The sequence below is a fragment of the Methylobacterium sp. HMF5984 genome (assembly GCF_045033435.1).
GTDB lineage: Bacteria > Pseudomonadota > Alphaproteobacteria > Rhizobiales > Beijerinckiaceae > Methylobacterium.
This window is the reverse complement of record NZ_JBJFLN010000001.1, coordinates 932,672-953,054: the sequence shown is the minus strand read 5'-3', so window position 1 is coordinate 953,054 and position 20,383 is coordinate 932,672. Positions and strand designations below refer to the sequence as shown.

Here is a 20,383-nt window from a genome sequence, read left to right as displayed (position 1 = left end):
CAAGGCTCAGACGGGGAGACGCTTCAGCTCAACGCCGTCCTCGTCGCGGATCACCAGCTCCCAGGTCTCGCTGGAAGGCGGCATCTCACCGCTCGCCCGCATCTCCTCGATCCCAGCCTCCGCCTGCTCGATCGCCTGATCGAGGCTGTCGGCTTCCACGCCGGCTTCGTCCCGGATCGCGATGTGGCTGCTCTCAAGATCGAAGCGAAAGCGTTGCGGCAAACCGACCTCCCGAGTTTCATTTTTTTTGGCCCAGGCTCGTTACCGAGTCGTAAACAGCCGACTTTGCCGCGTTGCGCATCAGGACGGCTTAACCATGTCGCCATCCGCATTTGCACAAGCGCGCATCCGACAGCGGCCTACGTATTTTGATGAAATTTTTGCCCGCAAGTTGGCGTATCTATTGTTGCCTGCGCCGAACGGCTTAAGCCGCAGTCGTCGCCACCGGTCTCCATATGAGGACGTGAAAATCGTGCCCACTGAAGCCGCACCGCAGGATGGGCCTCGGTCAGAGGCCGACGACATCAGACGCAGACAGGTTCGAGAGCACGTTCGGGCGGTGCTTCGCAAGCTCGTTGAGTATCGCATTCGAACGGACCCGACCAAATAGCGAGACATGGCACTCCGCACGCGCCGGAGGCATGAATTCTGATTTGTCGAACGCGATTAGCCAGGCAGAGGACCACTCTGGTACGACCCGCAATACTTACCGCAGAACGCGGAAGCGATGGAGTTGGGCTTTGGGAGTACCGCTCGACCGGATCGGCGGGCTTTTCCGGGCCGATCGAGAAGACCGGCCGTGGCTCGCGGACCGGGGCGGAACTCTGCCGAGGCGGCGCGTCGACCTCGTCCGCGACCCAGGCGGGAAAGCACCGGTAGCCCTCCAGGCACGAGGGTCCCCGACGCGACTCAGCACGATCGGGAGGTGCTCGACGTCGCCGGTCGCGACCGTGATCCGCTCGCGAACCCCTCCGGTTCCGACGTGACCCGGCAAACCTGAAGCGAGATCGCGCCCGGCGTCACAGTCGCGGTGACGCTCGACATCCCTCCCCGCCTCGAGCTTCGGGCTGCGGCATAGAGCGACAGCATGGCTCGAGCCCGAACAGCGGAACGCGGGAGGACGGCTCAGACCGTGCTGTCCTGCACGCGCGAGGAGGTCGGTTTCCGTGATGGGGCAATGGCGGAAGCGTCGCCACACCGTCCGTCCGCATGCGTCGCCGAGCCACCCTTCGCCTTCGCCCGAGCTCATCCTCCGACCAGCCGAACCAAGCGGCTCCGTGCCATCCGCTCGCCCCGCCTTCGCCGCGCGACCAAGAATGAGTTTTCAGCTTCCGAGTCTTTCGGGAACATCGATCGCGAAGACGGAACCGCTGATTTGCCGATGCAACCCACGTCGAACATCCATGGGCGCCGAGCGTTGACGAGAAAATCTCAGGCGAAGGACCATCCACGATGGATGCAAGCAACATGAGACGCGCCCTATCGATCCTTTGCCTGACGCCGCTGTTCGGATCCGCGGTGAGCGCACAGCCGATCGATCAGCCTGTCGCGCGGCCCGCCCCGATCTACGCCTCGGCAGGCTGGCCGGAGCCGGGCATCATCGACCTGCGACCGCTCCAGCGTCCGTGCTGGAACGGCAGCCGATGGTACGGTCCCTACGGCTACATCTGCTATCGGACACGGACGACACGGCAGGGATTCCCTGTCGATGTCGCCCGAATCGGATACTGACGTTTCGGGCCGGAATCGGTTTCGGCCGCCCTCGTCTTCCTCGAGAGCGTGGTCGGTGGCCTCACCAACCGAACGGCGGGGGGGTCGGCCCGCGATAGGCTTGCGCCGGAAGGTCCGTCGACAGGGCGTCGCGTCGACTGGGGGGCGGTTGCGTCGCCGGGGCGCTCGAGGATGGCCGTGCCGGCGCAGGATCGGTGAGGTAGCGCGGCTGATCGAGCGCCTCGGATCCGGCGGCGCCCGGCCCCGGCCTCGGCACCACCGGGCGACCGGAATCGACAGCATAGTCCGCGGTGCCCCGATCCGGCGGGATGCTCACGAGGGTCCGGCTGCCATTGACGGTGACGAGCGGGCGGGCGACCGCGGGCGGCGTCATCGTGGCGACGGGGTCCGGCGTGCTGGAAACCTGCATCTTCTCCGGCGCCCGTGCTGGGCGTGCGCGTCGCGGCGCCCGGGCGATCCGTTCGGGAAGAGCCGCGCCCAGGCGCAGGCGGGACAAGTCGCGGATCAGGGATTCGGACGAGCCGCGGCTGCAATGATGGACCCTGAGCGACGCGGAGATGCGGCCCGGCATCTCCGACGTGTCGCCCAATCCGATGCCGTGCAGATCCTCGATCCACTGCCACGCGAACGCGCAGCGCCCGTTCAGCGCCACGCCCACCGGGCCATAGGCGTTGCGCGCCGGCTCACGCGACACGCGGTACGGCCCGTCGGGCAGCTGGGCGAGTTCGGCGGCGATTCCGAGCCGCGTCGGCTTGGCCATGCCGGAAATGCCCGAGCCGGCGGTCCCCAAGCTCAGGTCGGCCCGGCTGCTGCCATCGCGGCCGAAGACGATCTTCTGATGCAGGGCGCCACGGCGGCGGGACTCGTCGACGAGAACGGCCGACCCGGCATCGGGGAGCGACACGAGCGGCACGCGCTGGGGCGATCCTTCGCCGGAGGCGTAGGCCGTCGCGACGAACGCGACCCGCCCGCGCGCCTCCTGCGCGGTGTTGCAGGCCGCCAGAAGACCGGTCAACAGCAGGATGCTGCCGGAGCGGCGCAGAGGCCGGCCGACACCGGGGAATGAGAACGGGATCATCGGTCCAGTCCCGTGCTGCGCGAATCGGTGCGAGATCTGTCGGACGCGGTGTCGAAGGGACCGAACCGATCGCCGTCGTGCGCCTCGGCGGTGCGGGATGGGTCCCCCTGCGTCAGGTTCGGGGCATCCGCATGGGCCAGCGTGCCGGCGGGCGGCAGCGGCAGCGCAGCCTGCGATGTCGGACGGTCCATGCCGTTCCAGGCCGGCAGCAGGGTGAAGCCGTAGCGTTCGTAGGGCATCGCCGGGACACCGGGCACGCGACGAGCAATCAAAGGTTGTAGCGCCTTGGCGTCGCGCAGAAAGTCCGCTTCGCGGCCACGTTCGGACGGCTCGGGGAAGCGGAACGGATTCTCGGCGGCGACCGGCAAAGGAAACTCGCCGCGCCGCACGGGCAACGCCCGGCCGAGGACCGCCGCCGGGACCGGCTTGGGGACGCGAACCTGAGCGGCGGCGGCTGCCCGCGCGGCCGGCGGGTCGCGGACGGGGTCGCAGGGTCCCGATGCCTGGGCGTCGGGCGCCGGCAAGACCAGATCCACCACCGTCGGGAACAGGCCATCGTAGCGGTTCACCACCTCGAGGAACTCGCGGGTCTTCTTCAGGCGGCTCAGGGTGAGCGCGTAGCCCAGAACGGCGGCTTCCTGGGGCTTCCATGCGCTCGCACGCTGGAACCAGTCCGCGGCGGCCTCGAACTGGCAGGCGTTGTAGGCGTACCAGCCCAACGCCTGCGCACCCTCGCCGGAGGTCGTCATCAGAACGAGCTTGGCGAAGCGGTCGAGGCGCGCGGGATCGACGGCCGCGACCGGTGGCCGTGTCAGCCGGCGTCCCATCATGTCGAGGTAGAGCGCCGCGTTGGTCACGGACGGGCCACGCCACGCATAGGCGACTTCCTCGGCTTCGCGCTCCTGCCCCAGCTCGCGAAGCGAGAGGGCGAGGCCGGTCGCGATCCGCGCATCGCCCCCGCGGGCGATGGCGGCCTTGAACCAGTCGAGCGCCTCGCGGAACTGGCGGCGGTGATAGGCATACCATCCGAGCAGGCTGAGCTCGGCGGGGTCCGCCGCCTTGCGCACGGCGTCGCTCAGCGCAGCGAGGTCCGCCGGTTCGATCTTCCCGGCCGGCTCCTCGTGCAGCACGGCCGCGATCCGTGCCCGCGTGACGTCGGGGCGAATCGCCTGGAACTCGCTGCTCCCGTCGGCGGCGGAATGGCCCATGGCGAGCAGCGGCTCGACCTGTGCCATCGGCAGGTTGGCCATCGCCTTGTGGATGGTGGCGAGCCGCAGGGCGGTGTCGGTTTGACCGGTCAGGATGGTGCGGTAGGCGTTGACGGCCTGGGCTGTGTAGCCGGTGCGCGCGTAGGCCTCGGCGACGGTCCAGGCGATGTCGATGTCGAGGTTGCGCAGCGTGTCCGGTGCGGCGTCGACGCGGGCGCGGATCCGGTCCCAATCACCCTTCGCCTCAGCGGCCTTGACCTCGCTGCGCAGGGTCCCGCGGTTGAGCTTGCGCGCGAGGTCGTCCGAGGGACGCCATTCGGGATCGGCCGCCTGCCGCGCGGCGATCGCCGCGCGCACCTCGTTGACCCGTCCCGCGGTGAAGAGGTCCCAGAGCGGAGCCTCCTCCGGGGGGCTCGGCTTCAGCGTGTCGAGGTCGGTCGGCACGGTCCAGTTGGGATAGCGCCGCCGCAGGCGGGCGATCTCGGTCTGCACCCGCTCGTTCTGGCGCTGCGCGGCGTAGTAGCGAAGCCCACTCTCGTCGACGATCTCCGACGACGGTGCGCTGGTCGCGCCGAGGATCACTGGCGCGCGCCGGTCGTCGCGCAGGACGGTGCTCGCCGCGTCCGGCGCGCCCTGTGCCCGCGCCTGGGTCGCCGTTCCCGCCACATCGAGGCTCAGGCCCGCCAGCAGCGACAGGGCTGCGCCGCCTCGTCTCAACGCCCGAGACATGAGCGATACCTCGTGTTGGCGGCGGCGAGCGCCAGGAGATGGAGGGTGGCGGGATAGTAGTTCTCGGAGACGGCCGGCTCGGCGAAGCTCGGCGGCAGCGCGGCACCGGTCCCGGCGCAGGCGGCCAGGGCGGCTACGGCCGCGTAGCCGGGCTCCTGAAGCTGGCCCACCGTCTGGTCGCTGTTGATGTCGAGGATCGGCATGCCCGCGGAACCGGATGCGGACCAGAGCTTCACGAAGGGTTCGTAGGCCTTTCGATCTTCGTATCCCGCCATCGCGAGATAGAGCGGCACACGGACCGCGTTGTAGGAGAAGGTCGCCGGAAAGCCCTCCGCCGGCTTCGGCACGCCGCCGCGCATCGCGATCCATTCGGTCGGCAGCCTCGACGTGCCGAATCGGGCGCGCGTCATCAGGTCGAGCCCGGCGGTATTCAGGCGTGCCCAATCGAACTCCGGCGCGAGCGCGGCGAGCCGCGGAAAGGCCGGGAACACCCAGTACGACAGGTTCACGACCGGGCCGTCCGCCCGGTCCTCGGCCGAGAAGCCGGCGATGGCCGGCAGGAGCAGGGGCCCGCCTTCCGCCTTGAACAGGACGGTGCGCCGCGCGACGTCGACGGCGATGCGGCGGCCCGCGAGGCGGTACCCCTCGTCCGACCAGGCCTCGGCGGCCTCGGCCAGGGCCCATGCGACGAGGATGTCGCCATCGGTGGCATCGTTGACGTCGGCCACGCCCGGCCGCTTGTCCGGCTCCCAGCGCCAGGCGAGCAACGCGTCGGGACGGACCATCAGGTTGGCTCGGGTCCAGCCCCAGATGCGCTGGAAGGCGTCGCGGTCTCCCGCCGCGACGGCCAGCAGCATGCCGTAGCCCTGGCCCTCGCTGTGGCTGATGCGGCCGTTGCCGGTATCGACCACGCGGCCCTCGGGCGTGACGAAGCGGCTCCGGTAGCTGCGCCAGGCACCGATATCGCCGATCGCGTTGAACATCGTCGGCGGTCCAGCCGGGCGGGACGATGCCTCACCGACGCCGTCCGGCGGCGCGGGCGCCTGCGCCGCCGCCGGCAGCGCGAGGAGAGGAACCAGGAGAAGGGCGGCGAGGCGCCGGCGCAAGGGGCTCATCGGTCGGACTCCCGGTCGTCCCCGTCGGCGTCCCGCCGCGCGTCGGGGATCGGCTGGCTCCTGCGGCCGACTCCGCGGAGCATCGCCTGCGTGCTGAGGCCAAGAAGGACGGCCGCCGCGAGCAGGGTGAGGACGAAGGTGTTGGGATTGGTCGAGAACCACCCCGCCAGCACGAGGCGCGTGTTCTCGAAGGTCCGCGGAACGGTCTCCACGATCTGGCCCTGGCGCGCGGCGAAGGTGGTCAGGGCGCCGTCGTTGGCGTCGAGGGCGGCGACGCGTCCCTCGAGCTGGTTCCACACGACGGGAGCGCTCAGGCAGATGGCGGAGGCTTGAAGGGCGGCACCGTTGGGTGCGGTGAAGACGGTGATCGCCGTGTCCGGATCGTGGCCCGCCATGCCCTGGCCGACGACGAGGGATGCTCCGATGCCGATCGTCACCGGATCCTCGCGCACCTGATCCGTGAGCCACCCCGTCGCCGCGGCCATGGTCTCGGTTGCCGCGCTGCCGAGCCTGCCCGTCGCGTTCGACAGCATGTCGCCAACGGAGTCGCGGTTGCGCACCGCGGTGCTCCAGGACGAGACGAGATCGCGGGTCTCGCCGTCGCTGTCCGCGTCCCGGGCGCGGCGCGGCATCACGAGAGCGGTCCGCGAGGCGGACGCCGGCAGGGCGCAGGCCGGCGGCACGTCGTTGCGGAGACGGTCGAGGCTGAGGCCCGGGGTCGCATCGGGCTGGGCGGGCGACGGCAGCGCCGTCGCCCGCGTCTCCCAGATCCGCCGGATCTGCTCGGGGTCGAGCCCGACCGCGCGCAGCACCTCCGGATCGAGGGCGCGGGCCGGCGCCACGACCACCGTCGGCGCCCTGCGCAGAAGCGCGTTCTCGTTTCCGATCTCGAAGTCGATGGGGCGACCTGCGGCGAGCGCGAGACGGACCGCGATGGTGGCGGCGGCCGACATCGATTCGCGGTCCGGCGTCGGCACCACCAGCCGCGGCCGTTGCGCGGTCCGAAGGTAGGGCAATCCACCGCTGGCGGTCGCCGCGAGTTCCGGCAGGCGCAGCGCGCGTGCGAGGGGGGGAAGCGTCAACGTCGTGTCGTTAAGGAATAAGAAGCGCTTCGCCTCGACCCCGCTGTCCTCGCAGGTCCGGTCGGCCCGCGACGGCAGCCGCGCCGTGATCTCGATACGGTTCCGGCCGGGTCGCCAGCGGCCGAGCGGCAGCGGCATCGCCAAGCTGCGGAAGACCTCGCCCTCGGCGCGGGGGAGCGTGTCGCTCGCGACGTTGCGCCCGTTGACGTCGACGATGACCTGCGCGCCGGTCTCGAGGCCGGCCGCATAGCCGCCCGCCATCGACAGGATAGCCTTGCCGTAGTCGGCCGGGATGAAGTCGACGGGGAGGGTCACGTCGAAGCCCGTCCGGAACAATCGCCCGGAGAACTCGCGATTCTGCACGCCGAAGCGGGACAGGGGCACCGTGGTGCCGCCGCCGAGCTCCAAGCCGCGGGCGAGCGCGAGCTGGCGCAGGCCCTGCGGGCTGCCTTCGGCGACACGCGAGGCGGAGGCGGTGAGCACCCCACCGGCGGATTCGATCTCGGCGGCTCCGCTGCCGGGCACGATCAGGGTCGCGGCCCGCTCCGCGTTGGCCGGGAGGAAGACGAGCGCTTGCCCCGTCGCGGCCTGGGCCGCATCGATGCCGGGCAGATCCCGCAATTCGTCGGCCGAGCCGATGACCAGGTTGAGGCCCGCAGGCCCCTGGAGCGGTGCCCCGAACTCGACGGAGACGTGGGCGTAGCGGCCCGCGAGCGCGACGCGCTGCACCAGGGCGATGATCTTCTCGAAGGTCGAGAACCCCGGCTTGCTCCGGAGCACCACGCGCAGCGGCACGAGGCCGCGCGCATCCGGTGCCACCGCGGGCAGGTCGCGCAGGGACCGCACGGTTTCGACGCCCGCCGGCATCATGAGACCGGTCCAGGACGGGTCGATTTGGGTCCACAACTCGTAGGTTGCGGCCAGCGAGCAATCCACACGGTGACGCTGGACCGCCGAGATCGCGATCGCATTGTACCCGGCCTTGAGCACGCCCGCGGGGATGTCGAACTCGATCACCTTGACGGCACCGGGCGCCTTGATCGGCGTACGGCCGAGGACGACGTCGTTGACCGCCGCGGTCAGGAACGAGGCTTCCGGGACCACCGAGATGGCGGCGAGGTAGCCGACGCGAAGCCGCAGCCGCTCGCGTGCCTGCTCGGCCGTGACGTAGACCGGCCATTGCAAGGCGTCCTCCTCGCCGCTGAGCCGCAGGCTCTCGCCGGTCGCGGGAAGCGGGCGCTGGGGCAGCGATACGGCGGCCTGCGACACGGGGACCGGCGTCCCGGCCTCCGGGCCGTCCGGCGACGGGCCCTCGGCCCGGCGCGGGGGGCGTGCCGCCTCGTCCGCTCCGGGAATCGTTAGGGCGTGCGGAGCCCCGCGACCGAGGAAGCTCTGCGCCCCGGCGCAGGGAGCCAGGAGCAGGCCGGTCGCCAGCACCATCGCGGCCCGGATGCAGCGGAGCGAACGCACGGCGATCGCACGGGCGGGGGGGAGATCAATCTGAGCCATGTCTCAGCCGGCGCTTGGGTGGGGCGAGTCCGAATTGCGCCGGCGGTCGCGGACGAGCGCGGCGTTCTCGGCGTCCAGCATCATCTGGAGCCAGCCCGGCGTCGCATCCTCGACCTTCGGCACCGGCTTCGCGCTCCGGACGGTGATCTCCGACGATCCGACGTTGGCGGCCGGCTCGGCGCGGGCGCCGTCGACGAGCCGGCGATGCATCGTCACCGTGCGGGGAAGCGGCACCTCGACCTGGGGCGCTGCGGCGGGGACCGGTGCCGGGTTGCCCTTGAGCAGGTACGCCGCCGCGCGCACCGGGCCGACGACTCCCCACCAGACGAACTGCAGGATCCCGGCGAGCAGGTTCTTGTGACCGCGCCGGCGCTGCTGGAACCGGGCCATCGCGTCCGCGTCGCCGTACATGAGGTCGGCGAGGACGAAGTACGCCTCGGGCGGCAGGGTCTCGAAGTCGAGCCGCCACACGGATTCCTCGCCGGACGCCGTCATCGCCGTGAGCCGCACCGGGATCGCGGCCCGGACGGCCTCCGCGGACAGCCCGGCGCGCGGCGGGACCGAAAGCAGGCCGGCGTTGGTGTCGGTGCTCCGCTGCATCGGAACCACGGCATCCATGCGGACTTGGCAGCCGGCGCTCGAGATGCGCTCGACGGCCACGTCGACCGCCATTCCGTTGAGGGTGAGGACGGCGCGGCGGTCGACGGCCAGCGACGGGCTGGTCTCGGTCTGGCGCCGCTCGGCCGCAACGCCCAGAGCGGCACCGGCGGTGATCAGGTTGAAGCCGTTCCACAGGCCGACCACGAGCATCAGGTTGGTGACGCCCGGCTCGAACAGGTAGCGATAGCTCGCCACGCAACAGCCCGTCAGCAGGACCGCGAACACCAGGAAGAAGGGCAGCGCCAGGGGGGAGAGCTGGTCGCGGTCCAGCGTCACGTTCTTGGCCGTCACCTTGAACTGGGGCCTGCGCGGCGACAGGATGACCGCCGCCGTCGCCCGGATCAGGAACAGGCCCTGGACGTATTCGTACAGCTCCGACACGAACGGCCAGCGCACGCGGCCATAGAGATAGTTCTGCATCATCAAATTGACGAGGATGTAGGTCGCCGTATAGGCCACCGCCTCGTCCACGTTCGCGATGACGATCTTCATATCGAGGAAGATGTACAGCAGCGGCGCGATCATGAAGATCAGGCGCGGAATTGGGAAGAACCAGAACGTCATGCTCGACAGGTAGCACAGGCGCTGGATCGGCTTGAGGCCGCGCTTGAACATCGGGTTCTTCAGAAGCATGATCTGGAGCATGCCCTGGCACCAGCGCGAGCGCTGGCCGATGAAGTCCGAGAGCGTCGCCGGCTGAAGCCCGGCGATCAGCCTCTTGTCGACGTAGACGCTGGTCCAACCGCGCGAATGGAGCTCGAAGGCGGTCTCGCAATCCTCGGTGATGGTCACGCCCGAGAAGCCGCCGGCCTCCTCTAGGGCGGTCCGGCGAAGAAGCGCGGCCGAGCCGCAGAAGAACGAGCCGTTCCACTTGTCGAGGCCGCGCTGGCCGATCGCGTAGAACATCTCGTTCTCCGACGGCATGCGATCGAAGGTGGCGAGGTTCCGTTCCACCGGGTCGGGATTGAGGAAGGCGTGCGGCGTCTGCACGAGGAACAGCTTCGGATCCTCGGCGAAGTGGCCGACGGTGTCGCGCAGGAAGGAGCGGAACGGCACGTGGTCGGCATCGAGCACCACCACGACCTCGCCGCCGGAATTCTGGAGACCGTTGTTGAGGTTGCCCGCTTTCGCGTGCAGGTTGCGCCTCCGGGTCAGGTAGGAGACGCCGAGCTCCGCACAGAGCGTCTGCAGGTCCGCCCTGCGCGTGCGCGCCTCCTGCGCGGCCGCCAGATCGGAATCGGTGCATTTCTGATCGGTCCCGCCGTCGTCCAGAAGCCAGACCGTGAGCTTGCCGGCCGGGTAATCGAGGGAGCGGGCCGCCGCCAGCGTCGTGGCGAGGATGTGCCGGTCCTCGTTGTAGCTCGGCACGAAGATGTCGACGGTCGGCAGGTCCGCATCGTCATCCGCCGGCACGAGGGCGCGCGTCAGCGGATCGGCGTTCACGATCAGGCTGACCATGAGGATGTAGAAGCAATAGACCTCGGCCAGCGCCAGCGTCACGCCCGCGGCGAAGCCGAAGGGGTCGGTCGTTGGCGGCAGCGTGCTCGACAGGCGCCAGTAGAGGTAGCGCAGCACGATGAGGCTGCCGACCGCCAGGAACACCGAACGCCCGACCTGCCCCCGCGCGAACAGCCAGAGGAGGATCATCAGACCGATCGCGCCGAGGCTCATCTCCAGCTGGATCGAGGTTCCGACCGGCTGTGCCAGCAGAAGCAGCACCACGGCAGCACTCACAAGCCAGACTGCACGCACGAGGACGGATGTCACGGGCTCGATCCCTCGAATCAAAGAATGTCGCGCATCGCGGGAGTCTCGGATGCAGGCACGGTTACTGCCGGATTTCGGCGCTCAACGGTTGTCTTTCGGCCGGAGGTTCATCAGAAGGCTGCTCGACCTTCGACGCTGGTGTAATAACCACCCTTTTGGATCCGATCATATGCGTAGCCGGCGCCAACGGAGAACTTCATTGGCCCGATGGTGAATCCGGTAAGATGAGCGCCCAATCGCCACTGGTTGAAGAACGCATCACCCAGCAGCGTCGCCTCCGGGCCGACGAAGACACCATCGGCCACGGCAAAACCCGCCCGCATGCGGACATAGTAGGCGCTGAACAGCGTCGAATAAGAGGCGTTGGCGGCGAACAGAGTGTTCGCCGTCGGATTGAGATAGAGATCGGCGGCGACCTTCGCGCCGATGCCGGTTCCGAGCACGGGATTGTTCGGATCGATGACGGACAGCGAATTGCTGCGGATGTTCACGCCGACGTAACCGGCCAGCGCGGCCTGCTGCCAGATCCATTCATAGCCCAGCATGGCGGTGCCCTCCTCCTGCTCGCCGCGCACGGTGCGGCCGGTGGAGGACGGATAGGAATACGTACCGGCCACGCCCTGCAGCCGGATGCGCGGACCGCTCTCGTTGAGCGGGGTCACTGGCGCGATCGTCGCGGTGACGACACCGAACGCCGAGCTGTTCGAGGTCACGGTGGCTGCGGAGTCGATCGCGACGATGTAGTCGTCCTGCACGGATTCCCGTTCCGCGCCGGTGTACCAGTCGGCCGCCGCGACGACGTTGGGCGTAGCCAGCGTCGCAATTGCTCCGAAGACACAGAGACCAGCGCGAATCTTCGTCATGATGTCGTCCGAGGGTGCAGGCGGATCATCGCGGCGCGCCGATGTCCAGCGGCACAAAGAGCTTCATAAGGATTAAAGGATGGTTAACGCCCAATATCTGGGACCTCTAAATGTGCTTAGATTATTCAACCATTGGTTGTAGTGGCGATATATTGCTCAGATCTGCAGTCTAAATTTGCTGACTTTGTAGGCTTTCTGCGCGGATCGCGGTGCTGAATTGAGGCCGTGCTGGCCGATAGAATGTCTCAGGCGATCAGGTGCAACGTTTCAGACGGAACGCTGTGGGGAAGTCAATCTTCGAGCTGGAACACGCACAGGTAAGACCTGCCCGGAGATCCGGAGCCAAGAGGTGGCGACACCGGTCGCAATCGACTCCGTGACATCGGTGCGCTCGTCGGCGGTGACGACGCCAATAAAAGGTCGGACGCCGATCCGGACGGGCTCACGATCCAAAGCTCCGCCGGCAATACGCTATGTCGCCCCCCCTGATCGACGAGAGAGGGACGATGTTTCCTTCCGGCTGGTCCGCGACAGGATGCGCGTCGCGAATCTGCGCCGGCCGGGCAGGACGCCCTGTGGCCTTTTTCCTACACGTAGGAAATCCCGTGCAACACGGCACTTCGACGCGGCGAAGCGGAGATCAAAGACCCTCCACGCGCTCGATCAATGAACGGGCGTGAAAAGGATCGATCGCCTTCATTCGGCGCGATAGATCGACGTCGTCAGGAACCGAAGACCGTGCAGCCCGCCGCAACGCGGAGCTGTGTTCCGGTCGGGAGACGGACAACTCCAGATCAGCGCAAGCGATCGGGACGTCGACTTCGAGCGAACCGGCGTCCCCGTGCCCGGTCAGGCATCACGCTGCATCGGCGCGGCGCGACGGCTTGGTCGCGCCGGCGAGGGCATCGACGAGATCCTGCGAACTGAACGGCTTGCGCAGTGTTTGGACCGCAGCGTCGCCCCGGAGAGGGATCGCGTCGGGTGCCATCAGCACGATGGCCGTCGCCGGATGCGTGCGCGACACGACGTCGGCCAGAAAGACCCCGTCCACCGCCGGCATCGCATGTGCGCACAGCAGGACGGCGTAGGCGCGGGACTCGGCGAGAGCCTCGCTCGCCTCCTCCGTCGACGCCACGGGCGTCACCGCATAGCCGCGACCGATCAGGCTCTCGGCCGTCGAGGCGCGAAGGACGGCATCGGGCTCGACGAGCAGGACCTGTTCCGCCTCACGGGCGGGATCGGATGGCACAAGGCTCTCCCGTGCGATCGGGAACGTCAGGGTGATGGTGATGCCCGCGTTCGCAGTCGCGACGCCGATGGCCCCACCGATCGCATCCATCTGGCCCCGGACCGCGGCGACGCCACGATCGGCCCGGAAGCCGTCCGGGGCCGAGAATCGGGCCCGCAGGCCGATCTGGGCGTCGCCGTGATCAGACGCCTCCTCGACCGAAAGCGTCACGATCGCATCGGTCGGGAGGGAGGCGCGTGCATCGCTGGCGACGTTGAGCAGGGCGACTTCCAATTCGCGAATGCCGCATGCGAGCTTCGGCAGGGTGCCCGCCCACGGCGTCAGCACGAGCCCGGGCAAGATCGCCGCGCGGATGAAGTCGACGGTCTCGGTCACGACGCGCGCGGCGTCGCCGTTCTGCACGACCGGGCTGTCGGGTTGGACGAGCGCCAACATGCGCTTCAAGAGTGCGGAACCACGGGCGACATCGCGCCGTGCGGTCTCCATCGCGTTGTCATCCGTGAAGGCGGCATCGTTTTCGATGTCGCGCAGGTCGGCCCAGATCGCGTCGAGGGCGCCGCCGATGTCGTGCGCGATCCCCGCGACGATCGCCTGTGCCGGGAAGGCGGCCGGTGGTTCACCGACCTCCGCCAGCACGGCCCCCGGCGCGACGGATCCAGTGGACGGCGCGGGAAGGGCGACCTGGGCGATCTCACGCGTCAAGGCGTGGAGACGGACCGGTTGCCCGTTGAGCGCGACGGCGGTGAGGCGCAGGACCAGGCGGCGGCCAGCGCTGTCTTCGGGACCGGCGAGAGAACGAATGACCGCCTCTCGGATGGAGCCGGGCTCCTCGCATACGGCGCGCATCGTGTTCTTGAGCAGCGCGCGGTCGTCGACCTCGATCCGCGCGAGCATCTCCTCGAGCGTACACGCCCGCTCGGCGGCATTCTCGACCGCGGCGGCCGCGCCGTCTGCCCAGGTCACCTGCCCGTTCCGCAGGTCGACCTCCCAACTCGTGAAGCCCCCGAGCAGCCTCGCCGAGCGGACGCGGTCGCGGCTGCGTGCCAGGGCTCCCCGGGACTCCCCGAGCAGGCGTTCCCGTCCCTGGCTTCGCCCGATGCAGGCGCCGACGGCATCGGCCAGGTTGGCGAGATCGGCGGTGGGCACATCACGACGGAGCAGATCCACCCGGTCCTGACGGGCCGCGTCGGCGATCCGTTGCACGTTGCGGCCGAGCCGTCCCCCGACCGCGCCGCCGATATAAGCCGCGCCGAGGGCCGCCGCGGCGAGGGCGAGGAACGTGGCGGGGCCTGCGCCCGCGGCGTCCTCGACGAGATCGCGCTGTTTGACCGAAACGATCCACCCGAGCCCGGCGCCTTCGGCGATGGCTGCGGTGGCCTCATGGGTTCGACCCACCTGCGCCAAGCCGGTCGACCGGTGAAGCGTACGCCCGCCGGCATTCATGACTTGAATGGCGGAGTCGCGTGCCGCACCCCCGAGGTTGCGGCGCAGGGCGGCGACCACCTCCTGGATCCAGTCCGGCTTGAGCTGGACCGCGAGGACGCCGATCTCCGTTGTGCCGCCGGCGCGAACGGGCGCGCCGATGATCACGTTCGGCGGGACGTCGCCGCCCGTGCGGGTGCGATCGCTCGCGTCGCCGATCACGATCCCGGATAGGCCGCGCGAAAACCAGGTCGTCCCGGACACGTCGGCGCCGGCGAGCGATCCGCTCGCGGTGACCAGCACGCGACCGCTCCTGTCGGCGACGAGGATGTCGGCATATCCCGGATGAAGAGCACGCCAGCGTCCGAGGACTTGCTGGACCGTCGTCCCGTTCCCCTCGCGCCCGAGCACCGTGTTTTCCGCAGCAAGGCTGACATCACGCCCGACCGTCGCCAATTCCTCGCTCAGCCTGTCGGAAATCAGGTTCGCCGTACGACGGACGTCCGCTTCGCTCCTGCGCGCAGTCTCCGCAGCATCTTCAGAGCCGACGAGCAGCACGCAGGCACCGCCGGCAAGCACCGCGACCACGAGGATCGCGGCCAGCAGGACCCGAAGCGAAATCGATCGTCCCATATGCATCATCTGCGCCCAAAGAGGCTTGTCGCCATCCGGTCAAGCAGATCAGCAATTCGATAGACATGGTTAAAAAACGGTTAATGATCTCCCACATCTAAGAAAATAGACCTTTCGACAAAAGTTCCGATCGGCGCGCCCCTGGGTTGCAAAGTCGCGGCAGCAATCCGGTCCATCGCAGCGACGATGGCCGAATCCGTTTTCTGCCGATCCTAATCCAGCAGCCCGAACGATGAGCGGATCAATTCACCCTCGGCAGGATCGCGATACCGAAATGTGAAGGCCAAGCCCATGCTGCTCAGAGGATCACCGCGTGACATCACCGGCCTCGCGTGGATGGCCAGAGGTCGACCGGCAGGCGAGATCCGAGTGACGCCGTAGGACCTGGCGAGCATTCTCAGCGCTCTCTTCATGGGACGGAATCAGGTGACTGATTGGCTCCGTCGGGGCGGCACTTCCATGGGAACCTGGCACAGAACGCGGCCTTCGCAGCGCAGCATTTCAAAACATTATCAAAGTCTTGAATAAAATCATGTCGCGCGCGCAGACGCTTGGGCTCTCACCGCGTCGCCGCAGCCTCGATCAAGCGCCGGCTCTTGCTTGATCGGACATCTCGACGACGATTGTGAAACCCTCGGACGTGGCGTCGAACCAAAAGACAAACCTCTTCGAGCCGGTGAACCAAGCTGAGAGACGGCTGCTCCCGACAATCTGCTCGGCGGCAATTTCGCGCCAGTTTCCATTCGGCTCCGAAGCGCGGACCTACAACCAAAGCGCTCCCCCAAATCGCCATTGAGCCCGCAGATGATCCGTACGACAACACCCGCAACGAGATAAGAGCTATTCCAAAAGGGCATGTGAGGAAGGCGAATATTGTCATGCCGGATCGGACTGCAAACAATCTTGCGACGGATAGCGATCTCGCCAAAATCGATGCGGGATTACCACAGCGCTTGCATGCTCTCGACGCGGTTCGCGGCCTTGCAGCCGCCATCGTGCTCAATCATCACTGCCTTACGATCATTCCCGCTTACAGCGACTATTTCTACTCCGACTGGACAACGGAGGCGAGATCCGCCACGGAATATATCCTGTTCTATACCCCGGCGAGGATTTTTTGGTCGGGCTATGAAGCGGTCACGCTCTTCTATGTCCTGAGTGGCCTGGTGCTGGCTTTGCCTTGGATCGAAGGACACCCTCCGCAGTATCGCGCATTCTTAATCAAGCGCATCTCCCGAATTTATCTTCCGTATGTTGCGATTATTGCGATTGCGGCCGTTGCAGTCTATTTTCTTCAACCGATTTTTCATATTTCCGGGGGCAGCAATTGGATCAATGCCGAAACGTGGTCGGCACCTGTTACGATCGAAAACCTCGTGCAGCATGCACTGATGCTGGGGCAGACGAACTTCCGCCTCAACGGAGCTGTTCATTCCCTTGTTTGGGAAATGCGTGTCTCGCTCCTGTTTCCTCTGCTTATGATACCCATGATCTCGTGGAAATGGAAAGCATCATTAATTCTTATCCTGGGATGCTTTTTCATCGTAGCAGCAATACACGCCCTCCTCAGATCCGTACCTGAGACTTCATTGACCGGAACCATTTTGTGGGAACTCCAACATACTGCCTATTACACGATATTTTTTGTCATCGGCGCCTCGATGGCCCTCAATCTGGATAGAATCCGGCGGTTCTTCGAGACGACCTCAAAATACCACGCTGGCGAGTTCGTGATGTGTGCCGGCCTGCTGATGGTTCAAACTCATTGGTCGCAGACACACGCCTTTCACAATATTGGCGTCGCAACCGGATCGGTTTTCGTCATATCCGCAGCACTCGCGCCAGGTCGGATCGAACGTTTTTTATCGGCTCCGCCGCTACAACTCCTGGGAAGGATTTCATACAGCGTCTACCTCGTGCAAGTGCCAATCCTGGCGGCCGTCACGTTTTTACTTCAAAACGTCCTTCCCCTTTGGTCCATGATAATTATTGTCTATCCCTTAGTATTGACGAGTGGCTGGGCCTTTCATGTTCTGATTGCCGAACCGTGCGCGCGGCTTGGAAAGCGCATCACGAGGCTGCAACAGCAAAATCCGCAACGTCCGATATCGATCAAACAAATTGCGTCGAGTCGCGTCCAATCATGAAGCGAAGGCCGAATCGTTTTGTATCCTGCGGCATTGCTGCTGTTTCGACATCCTAGCGGTGTGAAGCGGGCGGATGCTCGCCGGATGGCGGTTCAGGGATTTCGGACGGTACGGGCAGCCGTCACGTCCGCCCGCGACTGTTCAGCCGCGCGCAGCGCCGCCTTTTACGGGTGATGCCTTGCCGGGCGAAGATTCGAGCCAGCGCGCCTGTGCTGGTTGGCACGCCCTGCACGGCCCGGGCATCGCGCAGTTCGTCCAGACAGATCGCAGGATGCGCTTCCTAAGTTGCTGGATCGGATCGGCTTGGACCTCGATGGCCTGCGAGCGCCGATCGCTGCGCTGCGCCCACGATGCGATCTGCCCCTCCTTCCGCACGCGCTTCGCCCAGCGGCTGGCACGCGACACGCTGACTTCGAAGCGGGCGGCGGAGCCATGGCAGGTCGCGCCTCCCCGTCAGGGTCGCAACAACCCGCTCGCGCAGATTGATCGACAGGGATGACGGCATCGGAAACGCTCCTCAGCCCATCAACGCCTTAGCCAAAAACCCGCCGCCAACCGACGGGGCGTAGATCTCAGCTCCAGCAGGCAACGACAAATAAAACCGATTGTCGATGGGCATATTTCTATATCCCAAGATCGAACACGCCGTATTGTATTTCTACTTCATCTGACAGATAAATAATATCGTTGGAAGCATTGACTTGACCTTAAGTACCGAATCAACAATTTCACAGATAGTTTTGTTAGACGGTTTTTCATTGTTAAAAACTTTGAATTAGGGCGATCTCAGTCTATTGGAGATTTATAATAAAAATCAACTGTGCTGGTCGGAAAGTATGATATCCTCAAGTCTTGGCGATAACGATGTCGCGTTGTGTATTTCGATTCTCGATCCCGAATTGGGTTGGGATCACTTCCAAGCACGAATTTCCCATTGGGCGATCGGTTGAAAAGTCTCGCAAGCATTTCGAGAACGAGAAATGATCCGCAGCCCCTGACGTTATCATCCGAGGCGCCGTCCATGTAGAAATCCAAAGCACCGAACTGGATCCCGCTAAAGGTCGCCTTATTCGATTTATTGATTTGCAATCTAGCGCTATACGAATTGTTTCCAGAACTCAGCAATCGAGTAAGGTACATCCTTACCATCCCATAAGGACTGCACTTGACCGACTTTCTTCGATACATCTTGTATCGACTGAAAACCAGAGACGGAATATGGCGTATGAATTGTATACCAGTGTTTATTTCTATATCATAATTTTGAGTATTTTCTGCAAAATATTTAATGTTCCTTCGGATGTTGTTGCTAACGTTTTTTACATAATGATTCCACGTCGGCCATTGAGAAAAATCCACCGCTTCGACGACATGGTCATGGACTTCGATAATATAAGCTCCTCTAATACACTCAATCTCGTCTTCGCGCGGATCTTCTAGATTGAAACGTGACCCATAAACGTATCGTCCGTCACCCAGAGCTTCAAGAGCCATTCTCATAGCCTCACTCCAAAGATGCTCATGACCTTGAAGGAGACAAATTCCTGGGTGAAACTTTAGGTTCCTAAAACCTTTTGTGATCAAAAATTGGCCGATTTTCTTTTTCGTTCCTGATTCATCGTTGGTCCAAATATCAAATCTTCGAATACGAAAAACTCCCTGCTCCAATGCTGCCGTGACTCGTGCATGCCGAATGGTTGCCTGATAGGTCGCCCCGCACGCCATTGCGAACTCGTCGAACAGATCTTCGGTCACGGTTGATTTTACAACAAATATTTCAGGTTTTTTATTATAGACTCTATGGTACATATCGCACCTCATTTATCGATTTACATGCGATCGAATAAACTGCTACAGTGGTTAACAGCTAAATAGATGCTCGATAATAAGTCGAACTCCTGAAGCTCAATTTTCAGCTTAATGGTTTTGGTAAAATTATTTTTAGCTGACGCTGGAACTGCGTCGAATCTTTTGATGTGCTAGAATTTGTTCAAATACGCGCCCAATACAGTATTTACAACCAAAGCAAACAGGCTATTTGTAGATTGCTTGGCTCGTTGGTGGATTTCCAGATCCGCAATCCGAGCGCTCTTTGTGGGATGCCTTCAATTTTCCCGTTGAGGTATAACGCAATCTTCAGAGCGGCGTAAACAGTTTAAGGCATCTTCACCGTGAACTAACGCCGCATGGAGATCTCGGATTTGCCCTTTCATAGGGGGGCAGCTTCGTCAATCACCCGACGCCATCAATGCAGGAAAGGCTCGAATGAAGCATCCAGGGTTTACGATCTGATTGAACCATACTTGCATCTGTCGGAGAACGTGGACCCGCGGGTGAAGCTCGCTTCCTAGTAGAATTCGAAATTTGGCCTGTCCCCTGAATGTCCATCTTCCTCAAGGTATGGCTTTAAGCCATGCGGAAGCGAATTTGCACCCACGGCTGCCGCTCGGCCGAACGGGACGCAGATCGGGAAGTTGACGTCCCAGGTATAGGGCAGATTAGGCTCGTTCGATGCATGCGTCATCGACTCGTGCAACGAGACTTTGTCCCGACGCGAGAAATTGTTACGCTTAGGGAATACGCTGACGCAGACCGTCAATCCTTCATGTTGTCTCAGCTCTGAATTTGGTGGCTTGCATAGCCTCCGCCAGCCGCCCGACCTGGGCGCAGTCGTCGGCGTCGGCGGGCGTGACGCGCAGGGCCAGAAGGTGGCCAAGCGTCTTGACGGCCAAGCGGATCATGGAGCTTTTCTTGCGCTTGGCTTCATCGTAGCCGGCCCGCGCGCCACTCTCGGGCATCGAGCGCAGGGTCCGGCCGTCGAGAATGGCGGCACTTGGTTCTGGATTGGGGCCGGTGACGAGGCGCGGCAGCGTACGGGATTCGTCGGCGAGTTGCTCGAAGCCGCCGCCGTTAGCCAGCGCCGCGCTTGCTGGTAGACGGCTTCCCAAGGTGGCAGATCGTGGGGCATCCACCGCCACGGTGCCCCTTGTCTTCATCACATGGCGCAGGCCGTCGAACACCTCGCGCAAGCCGTGCTCGCCTTGCCCCGCATCCTCACGCAACAGCGTCGGTACGAGACGACCAGCGCCCATTCGTCATCGGAGACATCGGATGGGTAGGATCTGCGTGAAGAGGTCATGCCCCTTCATCTGGTATCTCCGAATGACGGTCCATAACAGCCTCCAGACGC

The 20,383-nt window shown here is 64.8% G+C and carries 11 protein-coding genes and 1 pseudogene; 2 read left to right on the top strand and 10 right to left on the bottom strand.

Annotation, left to right across the window (positions count from 1 at the left end; all coding sequences use genetic code 11):
* Positions 1-6 precede the first annotated feature (6 nt).
* From ACFZ8E_RS04515 to ACFZ8E_RS04480, 8 genes are all read right to left on the bottom strand, one after another.
* Positions 7-222, bottom strand: coding sequence for a DUF6894 family protein (locus ACFZ8E_RS04515; protein ID WP_147727202.1), 216 nt, complete (start codon positions 220-222; stop codon positions 7-9).
* A 1,570-nt stretch (positions 223-1,792) separates the two neighbouring features.
* On the bottom strand, positions 1,793-2,644 hold the full coding sequence (gene bcsN, locus ACFZ8E_RS04510) for a cellulose biosynthesis protein BcsN (protein WP_405042130.1): 852 nt from the start codon (positions 2,642-2,644) through the stop codon (positions 1,793-1,795).
* 161 nt (positions 2,645-2,805) lie between these two features.
* Positions 2,806-4,746: a hypothetical protein gene (locus ACFZ8E_RS04505; protein ID WP_405042129.1), complete on the bottom strand. Its 1,941-nt coding sequence runs from the start codon at positions 4,744-4,746 to the stop codon at positions 2,806-2,808.
* On the bottom strand, positions 4,731-5,861 hold the full coding sequence (locus tag ACFZ8E_RS04500; RefSeq protein WP_147727198.1) for a glycosyl hydrolase family 8: 1,131 nt from the start codon (positions 5,859-5,861) through the stop codon (positions 4,731-4,733). The genes ACFZ8E_RS04505 and ACFZ8E_RS04500 overlap by 16 nt, the downstream gene beginning before the upstream one ends.
* Positions 5,858-8,413, bottom strand: a complete 2,556-nt coding sequence (locus ACFZ8E_RS04495; RefSeq protein ID WP_405042128.1) for a cellulose biosynthesis cyclic di-GMP-binding regulatory protein BcsB — start codon at positions 8,411-8,413, stop codon at positions 5,858-5,860. Before ACFZ8E_RS04495 ends, ACFZ8E_RS04500 begins: the two co-directional genes overlap by 4 nt.
* A gap of 42 nt (positions 8,414-8,455) precedes the next feature.
* Entirely contained in the window at positions 8,456-10,879 is a 2,424-nt protein-coding gene (gene bcsA / locus ACFZ8E_RS04490; RefSeq protein WP_405042127.1) for a UDP-forming cellulose synthase catalytic subunit, read from the bottom strand.
* Between the two features lie 110 nt (positions 10,880-10,989).
* Entirely contained in the window at positions 10,990-11,742 is a 753-nt protein-coding gene (gene bcsS / locus ACFZ8E_RS04485; RefSeq protein ID WP_147725596.1) for a cellulose biosynthesis protein BcsS, read from the bottom strand.
* A gap of 856 nt (positions 11,743-12,598) precedes the next feature.
* On the bottom strand, positions 12,599-15,046 hold the full coding sequence (locus ACFZ8E_RS04480; protein WP_405042126.1) for a hypothetical protein: 2,448 nt from the start codon (positions 15,044-15,046) through the stop codon (positions 12,599-12,601).
* A gap of 878 nt (positions 15,047-15,924) precedes the next feature.
* Between ACFZ8E_RS04480 and ACFZ8E_RS04475 the strand changes: the two genes are divergently transcribed.
* Positions 15,925-17,193 (top strand): acyltransferase family protein, encoded by a 1,269-nt coding sequence (locus tag ACFZ8E_RS04475; RefSeq protein ID WP_405042124.1) that lies wholly within the window; start codon positions 15,925-15,927, stop codon positions 17,191-17,193.
* Between the two features lie 178 nt (positions 17,194-17,371).
* Positions 17,372-17,692: a hypothetical protein gene (locus ACFZ8E_RS04470; protein WP_405042123.1), complete on the top strand. Its 321-nt coding sequence runs from the start codon at positions 17,372-17,374 to the stop codon at positions 17,690-17,692.
* Between the two features lie 287 nt (positions 17,693-17,979).
* Here the strand turns inward: ACFZ8E_RS04470 and ACFZ8E_RS04465 are convergent, their stop codons facing one another.
* Positions 17,980-18,948 carry a hypothetical protein gene (locus ACFZ8E_RS04465; protein WP_405042122.1) on the bottom strand — a complete coding sequence of 323 codons (969 nt, stop codon included), beginning with the start codon at positions 18,946-18,948 and terminating at the stop codon, positions 17,980-17,982.
* Positions 18,949-19,823: 875 nt separating this feature from the next.
* Positions 19,824-20,332: pseudogene (locus ACFZ8E_RS04460) on the bottom strand (transposase); the annotation flags it as partial.
* Positions 20,333-20,383 lie beyond the last annotated feature (51 nt).

Coding starts and splice junctions, on each gene's coding strand:
- bcsS (WP_147725596.1), bottom strand. CDS start 11,742: ATGACGAAGATTCGCGCTGGTCTCTGTGTCTTCGGAGCAATTGCGACG.
- ACFZ8E_RS04475 (WP_405042124.1), top strand. CDS start 15,925: ATGCCGGATCGGACTGCAAACAATCTTGCGACGGATAGCGATCTCGCC.
- ACFZ8E_RS04500 (WP_147727198.1), bottom strand. CDS start 5,861: ATGAGCCCCTTGCGCCGGCGCCTCGCCGCCCTTCTCCTGGTTCCTCTC.
- ACFZ8E_RS04480 (WP_405042126.1), bottom strand. CDS start 15,046: ATGGGACGATCGATTTCGCTTCGGGTCCTGCTGGCCGCGATCCTCGTG.
- ACFZ8E_RS04505 (WP_405042129.1), bottom strand. CDS start 4,746: ATGTCTCGGGCGTTGAGACGAGGCGGCGCAGCCCTGTCGCTGCTGGCG.